This is a genomic window from Leucobacter musarum subsp. musarum (genome assembly GCF_001273845.1).
GTDB lineage: Bacteria > Actinomycetota > Actinomycetes > Actinomycetales > Microbacteriaceae > Leucobacter > Leucobacter musarum.
In genome coordinates this window covers 836,854-854,178 of the sequence record NZ_JHBW01000087.1, presented here as the reverse complement: position 1 = coordinate 854,178, position 17,325 = coordinate 836,854, and the positions used below count along the sequence as shown (strand labels likewise).

Genomic DNA, 17,325 nt, shown 5'->3' with positions numbered 1-17,325 from the left:
CTCCTCTCGAATACGGGCCCGTCGGCTCGGCGATGCGTCGCCGACCGGCGGGCCGTTCGTTTCTCCGTGAATGTCGGAGGCGCCTGCGAAGATGGGTGCCGAGAGGGGAACGAATGTTTTGGCGAAAGCGAAAGAAAGCAGAGGATCACGTGTCCGATGACAGCTGGCTCGTCGTGGGTCTCGGCAACCCGGGGGCCAAATACGAGGCCACTCGGCACAACGTCGGCCAGATGGCCCTCGACGTCCTTGCCGGTCGCATCGGCGGCAGGTTCTCGGCGCACCGCACCGGTTCGCGCGTCGCCGAGGGGCGCGTGCGCCCCGGTGGCCCCAAGCTCGTGCTCGCCAAGTCGAACGGGTACATGAACACGTCGGGCGGCCCGACCTCCGCGCTCGCGAAGTACTTCGGTGTGCCCGCCGAGCGCGTGATCGTGCTGCACGACGAACTCGACCTCCCGTTCGACACCGTGAAGCTCAAGCAGGGCGGCGGCCACGGCGGTCACAACGGGCTCCGCGACATCGCGAAGGCGCTCGCGACGCCCGAGTTTCTTCGCGTGCGCATCGGCATCGGCCGGCCTCCGGGGCAGCAAGACCCGGCAGATTTCGTGTTGAAGCCGTTCGGCACGTCCGAGCGGGCAAACCTCGGGGTGCTGCTCGAAGATGCGGCAGACGCCGCGGAAGCGCTCGTCGATGAGGGCTTGCTCGCCGCACAGCAGCGATTCCACAGCCGGAGCGCGCAGTGACGCTGCGGGGACTCGATCACCTGCTCGAGGCATCGGCGTCGTTCTCCACCGCGCTCGATGCGAGCGGCTCCGATGTTGAGCTCTCTGTCGTGGAGGGGCTGCGTGCCCCGCTGATCGCGGGCATGCTGCGCCGACGCCGTGCCGGGGGCGATCGCGGCGCACTGCTCGTCATCGCCGCGACCAGCCGCGAGGCCGACGCACTCCGCAGCGCGCTCGCATCGCTCGTGCCCGACGCCGTCGCCACAGAATTCCCCGCCTGGGAGACGCTGCCGCACGAGCGGCTCAGCCCGAGCGCTGAAACGGTGGGTCGTCGTGCCGCCGCTCTGCGCCTCCTGCGTGAGCACACCGGTGAGGTTCCGCTCATCGTGGTGGCCTCGGTGCGCGCTGCGCTGCAGCCAGTGTCGCCGCACGCGGCCGCGGCTTCACCGATCGTGCTCACCGCTGGCACCGATTCCGACGGCCTCGAATCGGTGGCGCGCGGTCTCGTCGATGCGGCGTACACCCGCGTCGACATGGTCACGCGTCGTGGCGAGTTCGCCGTGCGCGGCGGCATCCTCGACGTCTTCCCACCGACGGCCGAACAGGCCGTGCGCGTCGACTTCTTCGGCGACGAAGTCGATCAGATCAAGCGCTTCGCGGTCTCAGATCAGCGCAGTGCCGGCGACCCCTTGCCCGGTATCGAGTTGTGGCCGGCTCGTGAGCTGCTGCTCACTCCCGACGTGCGTGCGCGAGCGGCCGAGCTCCTGCCGCAGTTTCCGGCGCTCAGCTCGCTCCTCGAAAAGATCAGTCAGGGCATCCCGGTCGAGGGCATGGAGAGCCTGCTGCCGCAGCTGCTTCCTGGCGTCTCGCCGCTGACGGCACTGCTGCCCGAGGGCGGCGCCGTGCTCGTCGCGTCGCCAGAGCGCGTGGCCAGCCGGTCGGTCAGCCTCGCCGAGACGAACCGTGAGTTCTTGGAGGCGGCCTGGCAGGCTGCAACGGCGGGTGCCGACGCACCGGTGCCCGTTGATGACAGCGGCATGCTGTCCATCGGCCAACTGCGTGCCGCCTCAGCGGGGCGCCCCTGGTGGTCGGTCTCCAACTTCGTGCGCGACGAAGCTGTCTCAGACGCGGTCGCGTCGACCAGTGATCCGTCGGTGCTGGCCGTGCACGCCGGGGTGTTTCCGCGACCGGCGCAGGTCGGCGAAGCCACCGGTGCCGCGATTCGACTCATCGGCGAGCGACTGCGCGACGGCTGGCACGCGATCGTCACCGCACAGGGCATCGGGCTCGTGGAGCGCGCACGCGACGTGCTGGCCGAGGCCGGCGCAGCCGCACGCATCGTCGATGAGCTGCCCGAGTCCCTCGACGACGGCGTGGTCTACCTCGTTGCCGGAACCGCCTGGTCAGGCTTCGAGAGCGGCGAAGCGCGCCTGCTCGTCGCGACCGAGGCCGAGTTCTTCGGGCGCTCTGCCGGGGCGCAGGCGGCAGCCGGCCAGAAGCTCGCAAAACGGCGCGGCAAGAATGTCGTCGACCCGCTCAAGCTCGTGCCGGGCGACTACGTCGTGCACGAGACGCACGGCATCGGCCAATTCGTCGAGCTGACGCAGCGGATGGTGCCGACCGGCATCGGGCGCGATGCGACGAAGGCGCTGCGCGAGTACCTGGTGCTTGAGTACGCGTCGACCAAGCGCAACATGCCGAAAGACAAGCTGTACGTGCCGACCGATCAACTCGATCAGCTCTCCCGGTACGTCGGCGGCGAGGCCCCGGCCCTGTCGAAGATGGGCGGCAGCGACTGGGCGACCGCGAAGAAGAAGGCGCGCAAGGCCGTGCGCGACATCGCCGTCGAGCTGGTGAAGCTCTATTCGGCGCGCGTGGCATCCCAGGGCTTCGCCTTCTCCACCGACACACCGTGGCAGCACGAGCTCGAAGAAGCGTTCCCGTACGCCGAGACGCTCGACCAGCTCACCACCATCGACGAGGTGAAGCGCGACATGGAGCGGTCGATTCCGATGGATCGCCTGATCGCGGGCGACGTCGGCTTCGGCAAGACCGAGGTTGCGGTGCGTGCCGCGTTCAAAGCGGTGCAAGACGGCAAGCAGGTCGCGATGCTCGTACCGACGACGCTGCTCGTGAACCAGCATCTCGAGACGTTCCAGAACCGCTTCGCCGGGTTCCCCGTGCGACTGCGCCCGCTCAGTCGATTCCAGACCGAGAAAGAGTCGCGCGACACCCTCGACGGGCTTGCCGCCGGCACCGTGGACGTCGTCATTGGCACCCACCGGCTGCTGGCCGAGAGCGTGCGCTACAAAGACCTCGGCCTCGTCATCATTGACGAGGAGCAGCGTTTCGGCGTCGAGCACAAGGACTCGCTCAAGAAGCTGAAGACCAACGTCGACATCCTCGCGATGAGCGCGACGCCCATCCCGCGCACGCTCGAGATGGCCGTGACCGGCATTCGTGAAATGTCGACACTCGCGACCGCGCCAGAAGATCGTCATCCGATCCTCACGTTCGTCGGTCCGCGCAGCGACAAGCAGATCACCGCCGCCATTCGTCGAGAACTGCTGCGCGAGGGTCAGGTGTTCTTCGTGCACAACCGGGTCCAGTCGATCACGCGCATCGCGAACCAGATCGCCGAACTCGTGCCCGAAGCCCGCGTCGCCGTGGCGCACGGCAAGCTGAGCGAGCACCAGCTCGAACAGGTCGTGCAAGACTTCTGGGAGCGCAAGTTCGACGTGCTGGTGTCGACCACCATCATCGAAACCGGCCTCGACATCGCGAACGCCAACACGATCATCATCGATGCCGCCGACAAGTACGGTCTCAGCCAACTGCACCAGCTGCGCGGTCGTGTCGGGCGCAGCCGCGAGCGCGCCTACGCCTACTTCCTCTACGATCCCGACAAGCCGCTCACCGAGCACGCGCATGAGCGCCTCGACACGCTCGCCACGAACAACGAGCTCGGCGCAGGCATGCAGGTCGCGCTGAAGGACCTCGAGTTGCGCGGCGCCGGCAACTTGCTCGGCGGCGAGCAGTCGGGCCACATCGCCGGTGTCGGCTTCGACCTGTATCTGCGCATGATCGGCGAAGCCGTCAGCACGTTTAAGGGTGAAGACGTCGCCGGTTCCCACGAGCTCGTGCTCGAACTGCCGGTCGACGCCCACATTCCCGAGGAGTACGTCGAGAGCGAGCGTCTGCGCCTCGAGGCGTATCAGAAGTTCTCGGCGGCCTCCCACCCGCAGGCTCCCGAAGAACACGTGGCGCTCGTGCTCGAAGAACTCACCGACCGATACGGCGCGCCGCCCGCCGAGGTCGAGCGGCTCGCCGCCGTCTCGGCGCTGCGCCGTCGCGCCTCGCGGCTCGGCCTGACGAAGGTCGTCGCTGCGGGCCCGGCGCTGCGCATCGAACCGGTGAAGCTCCCCGACTCGCGCCGCATGCGCATGAACCGGATGTACCCGGGCTCACGCACCGTTGAGGCGACCGAGAGCCTGCAGATCCCGCTGCCCGGTGGTACCGCGTCATCGCGCAGCCCGCTCGCCGGCGTGGGCCAGAAGCACGTCGGCGACGAGAACGACATCGTCGCTTGGACGACGCGCGTGCTCACCACGCTCTTGGAGCCCGACGCCCCCGCATCCAGCTGACCCCGTGAGACAGGTCGGGCCCCGATTCCGTCGTTGGGAATCGGGGCCCGACCAGCACCATGCCTAACTCAGCCGGCGCTGCAGACTTCCTGCAGCTTCTTGCCCGACTCGGTCAGTGCCGTCGACTGCTCCTGCAGCTTCGTCGAGATCTCTGCCGACTCCTCCTGGAACTTCTCGAGCTCGGCCATCTGCTCCGGGTCGGTCGGATCGATGTTGCTCGTGTCCGGGATCTCGAAGCCCGAGAGGGTGTCGCTCATCGCATTGAACTGCGCGGTGACGTCGGCGAGGGCCGTCGACACTTCCTCGTTCGTGACCTTCGACTTGGCCTCATCGAGTGCTGCGCTGATGGGCTCGAACGCCGTCGAGAGGTCTCCGCCCGAGGTGACGTCGCTCATGATGCTCTGCAGGTCACCCGTCGCGTCGTTCACGGTGCTGTTCGCGACCTGGCAGGCCTCTGCAACGCTCTGGCCGCCCGAGCACGCCGCGAGGCTGAGCGTGAGTGCGGCAGCGCCCAGCACGCCGGCGAGCTTGAAGACAGACTTCTTTTCCATGTGTGGATTCCCCTTGTTCGTCGGTGCCCCAACGTGATTCCCCGGGGCGCGACTAGGCTAACAGCAATCACACAGGCTTTGCGCGCCAGATAGGGTGTCAGATTATGACGAGCGAAGCTGCTGCAGCCGGACGTCCGAATCCCTTCGATGCATTGCTGGCCACGATCCGTCGGCTCGTGGCTCCCGGAGGCTGCGCCTGGCACGAGGTGCAGACGCACGAATCGCTGACACAGTTCTTGGTCGAAGAGACCGCTGAGCTCATCGATGCGATCGAGCGAGAACTGCCCGCCGACGAGATGCAGTCGGAGCTCGGCGACGTGCTCTACCAAGTGCTGTTCCACGCGGCGATCGCTGAGCGCGACGGCGAGGGGTATGACATCGACGGTGTGGCGCGCACGCTGAACGACAAGCTCGTGTCGCGTCACCCGCACGTGTTCGGCGACCGCGGGTACATGAGCGTTGAGGAGCTCCACGCGGAGTGGGAGCGCTTGAAAGAGGATGCGGCGGGGGAGGAGCGCGGGTCTCGCGGTCCCCTCGAGGGGATTCCGGCCGGAATGCCCACACTCGCCCGTGCCGCGAAGGTCGTGGAGCGCCTGAAGCGTGCCGGGCTGGTGGATCCGGGTGCGGGCGACAGCTCGCCCGAAGACCCGCTCGCGGCGGTCATCGGGCCCGACGAGCAGCGCCTCGCAGAGTTCGGCATCGGTGACTCCATGCTCGCCATGATCATGCAGGCGAACCGTGCCGGGGTCGATCCCGATCGCGCACTGCGACTCGCGGTGGAGCGTCTGACCGCGCGCGTGCTGCACGACGAGGGGTGACGCGGCTCCGGGCGATCCGGCGCCGCGCGGTGCGTGGTGCGTTCGGTGCCGTGGAAGAATGGTGAACCATGGCCCAACCCGTGAACCCGCCGCGCGGCATGCGCGACTTCCTTCCCGCTGACAAGGCGCGTCGTGAGCACGCGCTCGGGATCATCAAGAGCGTGTATCGCTCACACGGTTTCGATGAGATCGAGACCCCGGTGGTCGAAGACTACGCACGTCTGCACGCCGGGCTCGGCGGCGACAACGAGAAGCTCAGCTTTTCCATTCTGAAGCGCGGGATCCGCCCCGAGTCGTTGGCCGCGGCCGCCGAGGCGGGCGACGCCGAGCAGCTGGCCGATCTGGGACTCCGATTCGACCTGACGGTGCCGTTGACGCGCTTCTACGCCTCACATCGGGCAGAGTTGCCGCCCGTGTTCCGCTCCATCCAGATCGCACCTGTCTGGCGCGCTGAGCGACCGCAGAAGGGTCGCTACCGCCAGTTCGTGCAGGCAGATATCGACATCATCGGCGAGGCCGGGCTGCTCGCCGAGATCGAGCTCATCACGGCGACCTCGCAGGCGCTTGCCGCGCTCGGGCTCGCCGGCTGCGTGATTCGCGTGAACGATCGACGCATCCTGTTCGGCCTGCTCGAGTACTGCGGATTCCCCGCCGAAACCCACGATCGCGCACTCATCACGATCGACAAGCTCGACAAGATCGGCGCCTCGGGCGTCGTCGCAGAGCTCCGCGAGATCGACGCAGCCGGGGCCGAGCGCATCGGCGCGGTGCTCGCCGCGGTCGAACCGCTGCTCGGGGCCGACGGATCCGGAGCCGGGATCGCCCTCACCCGTGAAGCGATTGCCGCGGTGCTGCCCGAGGGCGCCGCCGAGGCGGGCGTCGACAACCTTGCCGCTCTGGGCGACGCACTCGCCGGAAGCCTGCCCGAGGGGGTCAGCGTGCAGTTCGACCCGACCCTCGTGCGGGGCATGGGGTATTACACCGGCACCATCTTCGAGGTCGCGCACCCCGGCTCCGGCAGCTCGGTGGGCGGCGGCGGCCGGTACGACGGCATGGTCGGGCGCTTCCTGGGGCAAGACGTGCCCGCGGTCGGCTTCTCGATCGGGTTTGAGCGCGTCGTCGACCTCATCGAACTGCCCGAGACCACCGGGCCAGAGTCGGTTGCGCTCATCGTCGACGTCGACGTCGAACTCGCCGACCTCCTGGCGCTCAAGCGTGAACTGGTGTCGCGCGGTCACCGTGTGCGACTCGAGAAGCGGCAGAAGAACATGAAGCCCCTGCTCGCTCGCGTGGCCGAGGAGGGGTTCTCGAGCATCGCGAACGTTCGCGCCGGGGTTGCCGATGCCGACGCGCTGGAGTTCCGCTCACTCGCAGACTGACGACGCCGTGCTGCAGGTGGCCCGCGCAACGCCGTTCGCGCATTGACGCGACGGCGGCGCGGTGCCACGCTTACCAGTGCGCCGCGCCGACGGGGCGGGCCGAACCTGGAGGATGCCATGAGCACGCAGATCTTCGTCAATTTCGCCACCGACAACCTGGAACGGTCGAAAGCCTTCTACACGGCGCTCGGCTGCGAGATCAACCCGAACTTCACCGATGAGAACGCCGCCTGCGTCGTGTGGGACGAGAGCATCTTCTTCATGGTGCTCACGCGCGAGTACTTCGGCACGTTCACGGACAAGCCGATCATCAACGCGCACGAGTCCGCGCAGGTGTCGCTCGCGTTCAGCCGCGACTCGCGCGAAGCAGTGGACGATGCGCTCGCAAAAGGGCTCGCAGCCGGGGGCAGCGAGCCGCGCCCGGCACAGGATCTCGGCTTCATGTACTCCCGCGATCTCGACGACCCTGACGGCAACTCGCTCGGATTCCTGTACATGGACCCGGTGGCCGCTGAGCAGGGGCCGGAAGCGTTCGAACAGCCCGAGGGCTGAGTCGACGGTGCCCTAGACTGGAGTGCGGCGGGTTCGCCCGTCGCACCCCTTTGCTTTCACCCGGCACCGGACACCCCTTCAAGGAGCGCATAGTGGCTTTTATCGACGCAGTGATCGCCCGAGAGATTCTCGATTCGCGAGGCAACCCGACCGTTGAGGTCGAGGTCGGCCTGACCGACGATTCGGTGGGCCGCGCAGCGGTTCCGTCGGGAGCCTCCACCGGAGCGTTCGAAGCGTACGAGCTGCGCGATGGCGAAGACCGCTACCTCGGCAAGGGCGTGACCCGCGCCGTCGACGCCGTCTTCGACGAGCTCGCGCCGGCGATCGAGGGCCTCTCGGCCGACGACCAGCGCATCATCGACGAGACGCTCAAGGAGGTCGACGGCACCCAGAACAAGGAGCGCATCGGCGCCAATGCGATCCTCGGCGTCAGCCTCGCCGTCGCCCACGCAGCTGCCGCAGCGGCTGAACTGCCTCTTTACCGCTACCTCGGCGGCCCGAACGCGCGCACGCTCCCTGTGCCGCTCATGAACATCATCAACGGTGGCGCGCACGCCGACACCGGCGTCGACATTCAGGAGTTCATGGCGGTGCCCCTCGGTGCGGAGACCTTCTCCGAAGGCCTCCGCTGGGGCGTCGAGGTCTACCACTCGCTGAAGGCGCTGCTCAACGAGAAGGGTCTGTCGACCGGCCTGGGCGACGAGGGCGGCTTCGCTCCCGATCTGCCCACCAATGCCGAGGCACTCGACCTGATCGTCGAGGCGATCACCCGCGCCGGCTACGAGCCGGGCCGCGACGTGGCCGTGGCGCTCGACGTGGCATCGTCGGAGTTCTTCGAGAACGGCGTCTACACGTTCGAAGGCCAGCAGCGCACCGCTGCCGAGATGAGCGCCTACTACGCCGATCTGCTCGACCGCTACCCGCTCGTCTCGATCGAAGATCCCCTCGACGAGAGCGACTGGGAGGGCTGGAAGCACCTCACCGACGAAATCGGCGCACGCGTGCAGCTCGTCGGCGACGACCTGTTCGTCACCAACCCCGAGCGTCTGGCGCAGGGCATCGAACAGGGTGCAGCGAACTCGATCCTCATCAAGGTCAACCAGATCGGCACACTGACTGAGACCCTCGACGCGGTGCAGCTCGCCCAGCGCTCGGGCTATACGGCCGTGATGTCGCACCGTTCGGGCGAGACCGAAGACGTGACGATCGCCGACCTCGCGGTCGCGACCGACTGCGGCCAGATCAAGACCGGCGCACCGGCACGTTCCGACCGCGTCGCGAAGTACAACCAGCTCCTCCGCATCGAAGAAGAGCTGGGTGCCGCCGCGCAGTACGCCGGCCGCGGCGCGTTCCCGCGCTTCGAGGTCTGAGCCCGGAATCACCCGGTCTCACTGACGAACACCCCGCACGTACGAGACGACGACCACGATGAAACGCTGGATCGATGACATCGGAACGTGGGCTGCAAGCCTGCGGTTCAGCGCATTCACCGTGGTCGTCGTCGTGCTCGTGCTCGCAGGTGCTGTCATCGTCAGCCCAAGCCTGTCGACGTTCGTGCAGCAGCGCCGAGAGATCTCTGAACTGCGCGAAAGCGTGCGGCAGAGCCAGGAAGCGGTCGATGCGATCGATGCCGAGCGAGCGAAGTGGAAAGATCCGGTCTATGTGCGCGCCATGGCGCGCGATCGCTTGTTCTACGTCATGCCGGGGGAGACCCAGCTCAACGTCATCGACGACATCGTGATGCCGGTCGAATCCGATGAAGAGACGGAAGCCGAACTCTCGCGCATCCCAACGAACTGGGCCCGCACGCTGACCGCGTCGTTTTTGAGCGCCGGCACCACGGATGCGCCTCCGGTCGATGCCGCGACATCGACCGACGAGGGCACCGCACCCACCCAGACCACTGACCCCGCTTCGGGTACCGACGCTGTCGACCCGGCGACATCCTCCGAGGAGAACCCGCAATGACCCGCCCGCCCTATACCGCCCCCACTGATGCCGACATCGCGGCGGTGAGCGAGCAGCTCGGGCGCGAAGCGCGCGGCGTGATCGGAATCGCAGCCCGTGCCGCAGACGGAAGCCCGGCAGTCGTGGCAACCGCGCCGCGACTCCCTGACGGGTCTCCGTTCCCGACGTTCTACTACCTCTGCCACCCCGATGCGGTTGCTGCGGCATCGCGCCTCGAAGCTGCGGGCGTCATGAATGAGTTCAACGACCTGCTGGCAGAAGACGCAGAGATGCGCGCGCAGTACCAGCGCGCGCACGAGCAGTTCATCGCCGATCGCGACAGCGTGGGCGAGGTACCTGAGGTCGCCGGGGTGAGCGCCGGTGGCATGCCCACACGCGTCAAGTGCCTGCATGCGCTCATCGGTCACGCGCTGGCCGCCGGCCCGGGCGTCAACCCGATCGGCGATTTGGCGCTCGCACGAAGCGACTGGAACGGCTGAACGCCTCAGTTCTCGTCACGCGGACCTGTGAAAAGGCGATAAGCTTGTTCCACGGGCGTGTTGCGCCCGATTTTTCTGTGCCCGCATTGCGGGTCCGACACTGATTGCTGCAAGGAGATCGCTACGTGGCGAAGAAGATTCTGATCGTTGGTGGTGGCTACGCCGGCTTCTACACCGCATGGAAGCTCGAGAAGCTGCTCCGCGCCGGTGAGGCTGAGGTCACGATCGTCGATCCGCTGCCCTACATGGCGTACCTGCCCTTCCTCCCCGAGGTCGCATCCGGTTCGATCGAGCCCCGCCACGCGGTGGTCGCGCGCCGCCGTCACCTGAGCAAGACCGCGAACATCGCGGGCAAGGTGACCGGCATCTCGCACGCGACGAAGTCTGTGACGATCACGCCGAACGTGGGCGAGGCGTACGACTTCTCGTACGATCACATCGTCATCACGACCGGCTCGGTCTCGCGCACCTTCCCGATCGCCGGCATCGCCGACAACGCGATCGGCATGAAGACCATCGAAGAGGCCGTCGCCGTGCGCGATCGCCTGGTCGGCAACTTCGAGCGCGCTGCGTCGCTGCCCAAGGACTCGGCCGAGCGCGCACGCCTGCTCACCGTCACGGTAGTCGGTGGCGGCTTCGCCGGTATCGAGACAATCTCTGAGCTCCGCTCGTTCGCGACCTCGCTGCTGCGTCGCTACCCCGAGATCTCGTTCGACGAGACGGTCTTCCATCTCGTTGAGGCGATGGGCCGCATCATGCCCGAGGTGTCGCAGGAGACGGCAGACTGGGTCGTCAAGGACCAGACGCGCCGCGGCGTGCAGATCCACCTCGACACGCAGCTCTCGTCGGCGCTCGACGGCAACATCGAGCTGTCGACCGGCGAGAAGTACGAGTCCGACCTGATCGTCTGGACCGCCGGCGTCATGCCCCGTCCGTTCCTGCGCGGCACCGACCTGCCGATCGGCCCTCGTGGGCACGTCATCGGCAGCCCGTCGCTCCGCATCACCACCGAAGAGGGCGAGGCTCTCGTCGGTGCGTGGACTGCCGGAGACACCTCGCAGACCCCCGACATCTCGTCGACCCCCGGCCCCGGCGGCTTCTGCGTGCCCAACGCGCAGCACGCGGTGCGTCAGGGCAAGCTGCTCGCGAAGAACATCGTCGCCGACCTGCGTGGTGAAGGCGTTGCCGAGTACAACCACAAGAACGCCGGCGCGGTTGCCGGTCTCGGCGTGAACACCGGTGTGTTCCAGTCGGGCAAGTTCGCGATGAAGGGCTACTTCGCCTGGCTCGCGCACCGCTTCTACCACGGCCTCGCGATCCCCTCGTGGGAGCGCAAGTGGCGCGTGTTCGGCGGCTGGGTCTCCCACTTCTTCCTGGGTCGCGACGTCGTCAACATCGAAGCGGTGCAGCAGCCCCGCGACATCTTCGAGGAGTTCGCGTCGCGCCCCAAGGCGTAACGCGAATCCGTTCGAAACGGGAGTGGCCCCGCAGCATCCGCTGCGGGGCCACTCCCGTTTCTGCGCTGCGCGCCGCCGCGCTGCAGCGAGCTTCTCTCCCCATCGCGAATCGGTGTCAATAATTGCGGTGTGCGGGCGCACATCGGCGCTCACAACTACACAAAGTGACACCGATTCGAGCGGCGATGGCGGAAGGCGCTGCAGCGGCGTTAGGACGCTTCGGGCGAGTGCTTCGCTAGAAACTCGTACATCTCGGTGTCATCGACGCCGGGGAACGTGCCGGTCGGCAGCGGTGACAGCACGTGGGCGTGCATGCGCGCGCTCGGCCAGGCCTTGCCCTGCCACTTGGTGAGCAGACCGTCCGCCGGCGTGCGGCAGCAGGCGGGGTCGGGGCAGGTCGATACCTGCCGCTCGGTGGTGTCGCGACCTCGGAACCACTTCGCATCGTCGAAGGCGACGCCACAGGCGATCGCGAACGGGCCGAGTTCGGCATCGCCGGTCTGCACGCTCGACCAGAAGGTGCCCGAGGGGGTGTCCGTGTACTGGTAGAACTCGCTGGTGCGGTTGCGCCGGTTGAACGCGGTGCGGCCGCCCCATTTATGGCAGAGCACTTCACCCTCGATCGACCCGGAGTCATCCGCGGGGTAGGGGAGACCGTCGTTCTGATATCCCCGCACGATGGCACCCGCGCCGTCGGCCCGGTAGTGGTGGGCGCGAAGGTCGAGATGCTGGGTGGCGAGATTGGTGAACCGGTGCGAGGCGGCTTCGTGAGTGACACCGAAGGCGTCGCGGAAATCTTCGATGGCGAGATTGCGGTTGCGTTTTGCGGCTTGCAAGAACTCGACAGCACGAGCCTCGGGTATGAGGCACGCCGCCGCGAAGTAGTTGATCTGCAGCCGCTGCTGCAGAAACTCCGCGTAGCTCGACGGTTCGGAGTGGCCGAGCACACGGTGCGCCATGGCTTGGAGGGCGAGCGAGCGTAGGCCGTGGCCGCCCGGGATCGACGCCGGAGGCAGGTAGATGCGCCCGTGCTCGAGGTCGGTGATGCTGCGGGTATTCGACGGGAGGTCATCGACGAAGATCAGGGTGAATCCGAGCATTTCGGCGAGCATCGCGACCTCGCGGTGTGTGACAGCACCGAGCGTGTGGCCGATGCGGCGCATGAGGTCGGCGGCGACGAGCTCGATGTCGTGAATGTAGTTGTCGCGTGCTTGCATCTGCATGCGGATCGCGGTGTTCGCGCGTCGTGCCTCTTCCGAGGTCGTTGCGGCGGCGCGGGATCGCCGGGCCAACTCTCGGTGCAGGCCCACGAGGGCTTCGAGCGTGTCGTCCGGCAACGTGCGCGGGGTGCGCACGTGGGGGAGTCCGAGCCGTGAGTAGGTCGGCGTCGATTGCGCGCGCTCGAGTTCGACCTCGAGGGTGCTGCGGCGATCCGGAGCCTCGCGCTTGAGCAGTTCGGCCGCATCGATGCCGAGCTCTCGGGAGACGCTCTGCAGCAGCCCGAGGCGGGGCTCGCGGCGACCATTCTCGATCAGCGACAGTTGACTGGCGACCACACCGACCCGCTCGCCGAGCTGTTCGAGCGTGAGGCCTGCGCGGGTGCGGAAGTGACGAATGCGTTTCCCGAGGATGAGACGGTCGAGTTCGGACTCGTCGAATCCAGAGGTGGTTGAGGGCACTTCAGGGGTCATTCCTTGACTATATGTCAAAAATGGCGAAAATTTCTGCGTGAAAGGGTGAATCGGTGGTGAACGGCCCACTCAGAATGGACATGTCGCCGGTTCTTCGCCCGGCGGCGTCACATTCCGAGGAGCACGTCATGGCACTGACCCAGACCATCGATACCGAGAACACGGTTGCCGATCTCGTTCGCAGCGGCGCGACGACGACCAACGAAGAAGTGCTGCAGTGGGTGACCGAGGTCGCCGAGCTGACGCAGCCGGAGTATGTGGTCTGGTGCGACGGTTCGCAAGACGAGTGGAATCGCATCACCGGCGAGATGGTCGAAGCGGGCACGTTGATCCCGCTCAACAAGAACCTGCGCCCGGGGAGCTTCCTGGCTCGCTCGAACCCCTCCGACGTTGCGCGCGTCGAGGATCGCACGTTCATCTGCTCGGTCGATGAGGCCGACGCCGGCCCGACCAACAATTGGGTCGCCCCCGACGCGATGAAGCGCGAACTCATGCCGCTTTTCGCCGGCTCGATGCGCGGACGCACCATGTACGTCGCACCGTTCTCGATGGGTCCCGTCGGCGGCGCGATCACGCAGCTCGGCATTGAGATCACTGACTCGCCCTACGCCGTGCTCAACCTGCGCATCATGACGCGCATGGGGCAGGATGCGCTGGACGGCATTCTTCCCGGTGGCGAGTGGGTACGCACCGTGCACTCGGTGGGTGCGCCCCTCGAATTCGGTCAGGAAGACGTGGCCTGGCCCTGCAACGACACCAAGTACATCACGCACTTCCCGGAGACCCTCGAGGTCTGGTCGTACGGTTCGGGCTACGGCGGCAACGCGCTGCTGTCGAAGAAGTGCTTCGCGCTGCGCATCGCGAGCGTCATGGGCCGCAACGAGGGCTGGCTCGCCGAGCACATGCTGCTGCTCAAGCTGACCAACACCGAGAGCGGCAAGGCGTACCACCTGTCGGCGGCATTCCCGTCTGCATGCGGCAAGACGAACCTCGCGATGCTGCAGCCCACGGTTCCGGGCTGGAAGGTCGAGACCATCGGCGACGACATCGCCTGGCTGCGACCCGGCACCGATGGGCGTCTCTACGCGATCAACCCCGAGGCCGGTTTCTTCGGCGTCGCACCGGGCACCGGCGAGTCGACGAACCCCGTCGCGGTCGAAACGCTCTGGGGCAACACGATCTTCACGAACGTGGCGCTGACCGACGATGGCGACGTGTGGTGGGAGGGCAAGACCGATGAGGTGCCCGCGCACCTCACCGACTGGCAGGGGGAGTCGTGGACGCCCGAGTCGGGTCGCGTCGCCGCGCACCCCAACTCGCGCTTCACCGTGCCGATTCAGCAGACCCCGACGCTCGCGCAGGATTGGTACGAGCAGAACGGCGTGCCGCTCGACGCGATCCTCTTCGGCGGTCGTCGTGCGACCAACGTGCCGCTCGTAGCCAAGTCGCTGTCGTGGGAGCACGGCGTGTTCGTCGGAGCGACCATCTCGTCCGAGAAGACCGCGGCACAGGAGGGCACCGTCGGCGAGCTGCGTCGCGACCCCTTCGCCATGCTGCCGTTCTGCGGCTACAACATGGCCGACTACTGGGGCCACTGGCTCGAGATGGGTGAAGAGCTCGGCGAGAACGCACCGAAGATCTTCCAGGTCAACTGGTTCCGCAAGGGTGCCGACGGTCGCTTCCTGTGGCCCGGATTCGGCGAGAACTCGCGCGTGATCGACTGGATTATTCGCAGCGTCGAGGGGTCGGTCGAGGGTCGCGAGACCGCGGTCGGCACGATTCCGGCAGCCGGTGAGCTCAACCTCGACGGCATCGAGGTGCCGCAGAGCGATCTCGACGAGCTGTTCGCGATCGACCCCGCGTCGTGGCTCGCCGAAGCCGACCTGACTGAGGAGTTCTTCGGCCAGTTCGGTGACCGGGTTCCGGCCGCGCTCTCCGCTCAGCTGACCGAGCTCCGCGCCCGCCTCGGCGACGCGTAGCATTCGCGCCGGCTCGCCCGGCGCCCCGAGACCGTAGGCCCCGCCGTTCTGCCCAATGGCGGGGCTTACTCGTACCCGGCGCTCGCGCCGGATCGTTCGACCTCGCAGAATCTGCGAGAATCGGACGAGCCCCCTATAGCCCAACTGGCAGAGGCAGCCGACTTAAAATCGGCACAGTCAGGGTTCGAATCCCTGTGGGGGGACCATGAGTTCTCATTCGGCGCGCATGCCTCGTGCCGGTCTGTTAGCGTGGCCGCATGGTTCTCGGGCTCGGTCTGCTGCTGCTCGGAATGATCGTGCTCGTTCAATGGCTGCGCGGCAGTCGCCGCCCGCCAGAGTCGCGTGACTGAGCCGGACGTCGAGTCGACTAGGCTGACCGCGTGCTCTTCGCCAAGTTCGTGTTCGTCGCCGCGATCCTCGTCGCCGTCGTTTTTGCGGTGCTGATGCGCGTTCGGGCTGCCCGTCTGCGCCGTGAGCGAGCGCAGCGCGAACGAGCGCTGGCGAGGTCGCGGACTGCGACGCCGTAAGCATCATCCGGTCCCAGCAGATTCAATGCCGCCACCGGTAAGATGCCAACCATGTCTGGTGGATTGATTGCCACGCTCGTCGTGGTCGGCGTGCTTGTAGTGCTCATCGGGTACGTCTGGGCGACGTACAACTCGCTCGTGACGCTGCGCGTGCGCGTCGATGAGGCGTGGAGCGACATCACGGTGCAGCTGAAGCGTCGCGCCGACCTGATCCCGGCGATCGTCGAGACCGTCAAGGGGTACGCCGCGCATGAGAAGAGCGTGTTCGACGACGTGACCAAGGCGCGTGCGGAGACCATCTCGGCGCAGGGCCCTGCTGAGGCATCGGCTGCTGAGAATCACATGCAGCAGGCACTGAAGAGCATCTTTGCAGTGGCCGAGGCGTACCCGCAGCTGCAGGCCAGCCAGAACTTCCTGCAGCTGCAGAGCGAACTCGTCGACACCGAGAATAAGATCCAGGCGTCGCGCCGCTTCTACAACGGTGGCGTGCGCGAGTACAACACGAAGATTCAGGTGTTTCCGAACACCCTGTTCGCCCGCGGCATGGGCTTCACGGAGCGCGTGTTCTTCGAGGTCGAAGACATTGCTTCGATCTCGGAGCCGCCGCGCATCCAGTTCTAATCGGGGCGGGCCGTGTACCGGGCAATACGCCGCAATAAGGTCAACAGCTTCCTGATCATTCTGCTGTTTCTCGGCATCGTCGGGGGGCTCGGCTACCTGGCGGCGACCATTTATCGTTCGCCGGGAATTGTGATCGCGGTCGTCGTCGTGTCGATCGGGTACGCGCTGTTTCAGTACTTCATGGCGGGGCGCCAGGCCATCTCGATGAGCGGCGCGCAGCGCATCACCGAGGCCGACCACCCGCGGCTTTACCGCATCGTCGAAAACCTGTCGATCACCACGGGAAGCCCGATGCCCGAGGTTTACATCGTGAACGACCCGGCTCCGAACGCCTTCGCCACGGGGCGCGACCCCGAACACGCCATGGTGGCGGCGACGACCGGGTTGCTCGATCTCATGACCGATCCCGAGCTTGAGGGCGTCATGGCGCACGAGCTCGGTCACGTGCGGAACTACGACATTCGCGTGTCGATGATCGTGTACGGCCTCGTGGTCGCCGTCGGCATGATCGCCGATGTGCTCGTGCGCATGGCGTTCTTCGGTCGCAATAACAACAACGGCAATCCGGTCGTACTGATCTTCGGATTGGTCGCGATGCTGGTGGCGCCGCTCGTCGCGACCGTCGTGCAGCTCGCGGTCTCGAGGCAGCGCGAGTACCTGGCCGACGCCACCGGTGCGATGACGACGCGTCACCCCGAGGCACTCGCCAGCGCGCTACACAAGCTCTCGACCTACGGGCAGCCGCTGCAGCGCCAGCAGTCGAGCATGGCGCACCTGTGGATCGCCGACCCACTGAAGCCGGGCATGGTGCAGCGCCTCTTCGCCACCCACCCGCCGATTCCCGATCGCATCCGTCGCCTGCTCGACATGGGCGGCAAGTTCTAGGTCGCTCGTTCACGCTCGCCGAGTGCGGCAATCGCTCGTCGACACGGTCATGGGA

15 protein-coding genes and 1 tRNA gene are annotated in these 17,325 nt (G+C 66.8%); 14 read left to right on the top strand and 2 right to left on the bottom strand.

From position 1 onward, the window contains the following. Positions 1-113: 113 nt before the first annotated feature. Together pth and mfd are read left to right on the top strand one after the other, a co-directional pair. Positions 114-740 (top strand): aminoacyl-tRNA hydrolase, encoded by a 627-nt coding sequence (pth, locus tag CH42_RS12905; protein ID WP_053353515.1) that lies wholly within the window; start codon positions 114-116, stop codon positions 738-740. Next, the gene (mfd, locus tag CH42_RS12900; protein ID WP_053353514.1) at positions 737-4,363 is read left to right on the top strand and encodes a transcription-repair coupling factor; all 3,627 of its coding nucleotides are present in this window, start codon (positions 737-739) and stop codon (positions 4,361-4,363) included. The genes pth and mfd overlap by 4 nt, the downstream gene beginning before the upstream one ends. Before the next feature lie 68 nt (positions 4,364-4,431). On the opposite strand, the gene CH42_RS12895 is transcribed toward mfd, so the two are convergent. Continuing rightward, positions 4,432-4,914 carry a hypothetical protein gene (locus tag CH42_RS12895; RefSeq protein WP_053353513.1) on the bottom strand — a complete coding sequence of 161 codons (483 nt, stop codon included), beginning with the start codon at positions 4,912-4,914 and terminating at the stop codon, positions 4,432-4,434. Between the two features lie 104 nt (positions 4,915-5,018). Between CH42_RS12895 and CH42_RS12890 the strand changes: the two genes are divergently transcribed. The 7 genes from CH42_RS12890 to CH42_RS12860 all read left to right on the top strand — a co-directional run bounded on the left by CH42_RS12890 (position 5,019) and on the right by CH42_RS12860 (position 11,567). After that, a complete protein-coding gene (locus tag CH42_RS12890; RefSeq protein ID WP_053353512.1) occupies positions 5,019-5,732 on the top strand; it encodes a MazG nucleotide pyrophosphohydrolase domain-containing protein in 714 nt (237 codons plus the stop codon). Positions 5,733-5,800: 68 nt separating this feature from the next. Further along, positions 5,801-7,111, top strand: a complete 1,311-nt coding sequence (gene hisS, locus CH42_RS12885) for a histidine--tRNA ligase (RefSeq protein WP_053353511.1) — start codon at positions 5,801-5,803, stop codon at positions 7,109-7,111. A gap of 117 nt (positions 7,112-7,228) precedes the next feature. Then, positions 7,229-7,663: a VOC family protein gene (locus tag CH42_RS12880; RefSeq protein WP_053353510.1), complete on the top strand. Its 435-nt coding sequence runs from the start codon at positions 7,229-7,231 to the stop codon at positions 7,661-7,663. 92 nt (positions 7,664-7,755) lie between these two features. After that, complete coding sequence (eno, locus tag CH42_RS12875) at positions 7,756-9,033, top strand: phosphopyruvate hydratase (protein ID WP_053353509.1); 1,278 nt, start codon at positions 7,756-7,758, stop codon at positions 9,031-9,033. A 58-nt stretch (positions 9,034-9,091) separates the two neighbouring features. Next, complete coding sequence (locus CH42_RS12870; protein ID WP_053353508.1) at positions 9,092-9,631, top strand: FtsB family cell division protein; 540 nt, start codon at positions 9,092-9,094, stop codon at positions 9,629-9,631. Next, entirely contained in the window at positions 9,628-10,110 is a 483-nt protein-coding gene (locus CH42_RS12865) for a DUF501 domain-containing protein (protein ID WP_053353507.1), read from the top strand. The genes CH42_RS12870 and CH42_RS12865 overlap by 4 nt, the downstream gene beginning before the upstream one ends. Positions 10,111-10,235: 125 nt before the next feature. After that, entirely contained in the window at positions 10,236-11,567 is a 1,332-nt protein-coding gene (locus CH42_RS12860) for an NAD(P)/FAD-dependent oxidoreductase (protein ID WP_053353506.1), read from the top strand. A 209-nt stretch (positions 11,568-11,776) separates the two neighbouring features. Here CH42_RS12860 and CH42_RS12855 read toward each other — a convergent pair whose 3' ends face one another. Further along, positions 11,777-13,258: a helix-turn-helix domain-containing protein gene (locus tag CH42_RS12855; protein ID WP_053353505.1), complete on the bottom strand. Its 1,482-nt coding sequence runs from the start codon at positions 13,256-13,258 to the stop codon at positions 11,777-11,779. A 128-nt stretch (positions 13,259-13,386) separates the two neighbouring features. Between CH42_RS12855 and CH42_RS12850 the strand changes: the two genes are divergently transcribed. The 5 genes from CH42_RS12850 (at position 13,387) to CH42_RS12835 (ending at position 17,270) form a co-directional block, all read left to right on the top strand. Next, the gene (locus CH42_RS12850) at positions 13,387-15,237 is read left to right on the top strand and encodes a phosphoenolpyruvate carboxykinase (GTP) (protein ID WP_053353504.1); all 1,851 of its coding nucleotides are present in this window, start codon (positions 13,387-13,389) and stop codon (positions 15,235-15,237) included. A 129-nt stretch (positions 15,238-15,366) separates the two neighbouring features. After that, positions 15,367-15,443, top strand: a tRNA-Leu gene (locus CH42_RS12845). Between the two features lie 174 nt (positions 15,444-15,617). Continuing rightward, positions 15,618-15,764: a hypothetical protein gene (locus CH42_RS16390; protein WP_156322552.1), complete on the top strand. Its 147-nt coding sequence runs from the start codon at positions 15,618-15,620 to the stop codon at positions 15,762-15,764. 51 nt (positions 15,765-15,815) lie between these two features. After that, positions 15,816-16,385, top strand: coding sequence for a LemA family protein (locus CH42_RS12840; RefSeq protein ID WP_053353503.1), 570 nt, complete (start codon positions 15,816-15,818; stop codon positions 16,383-16,385). A gap of 12 nt (positions 16,386-16,397) precedes the next feature. Beyond that, complete coding sequence (locus CH42_RS12835) at positions 16,398-17,270, top strand: M48 family metalloprotease (RefSeq protein ID WP_053353502.1); 873 nt, start codon at positions 16,398-16,400, stop codon at positions 17,268-17,270. The last annotated feature ends 55 nt before the right edge of the window (positions 17,271-17,325 follow it).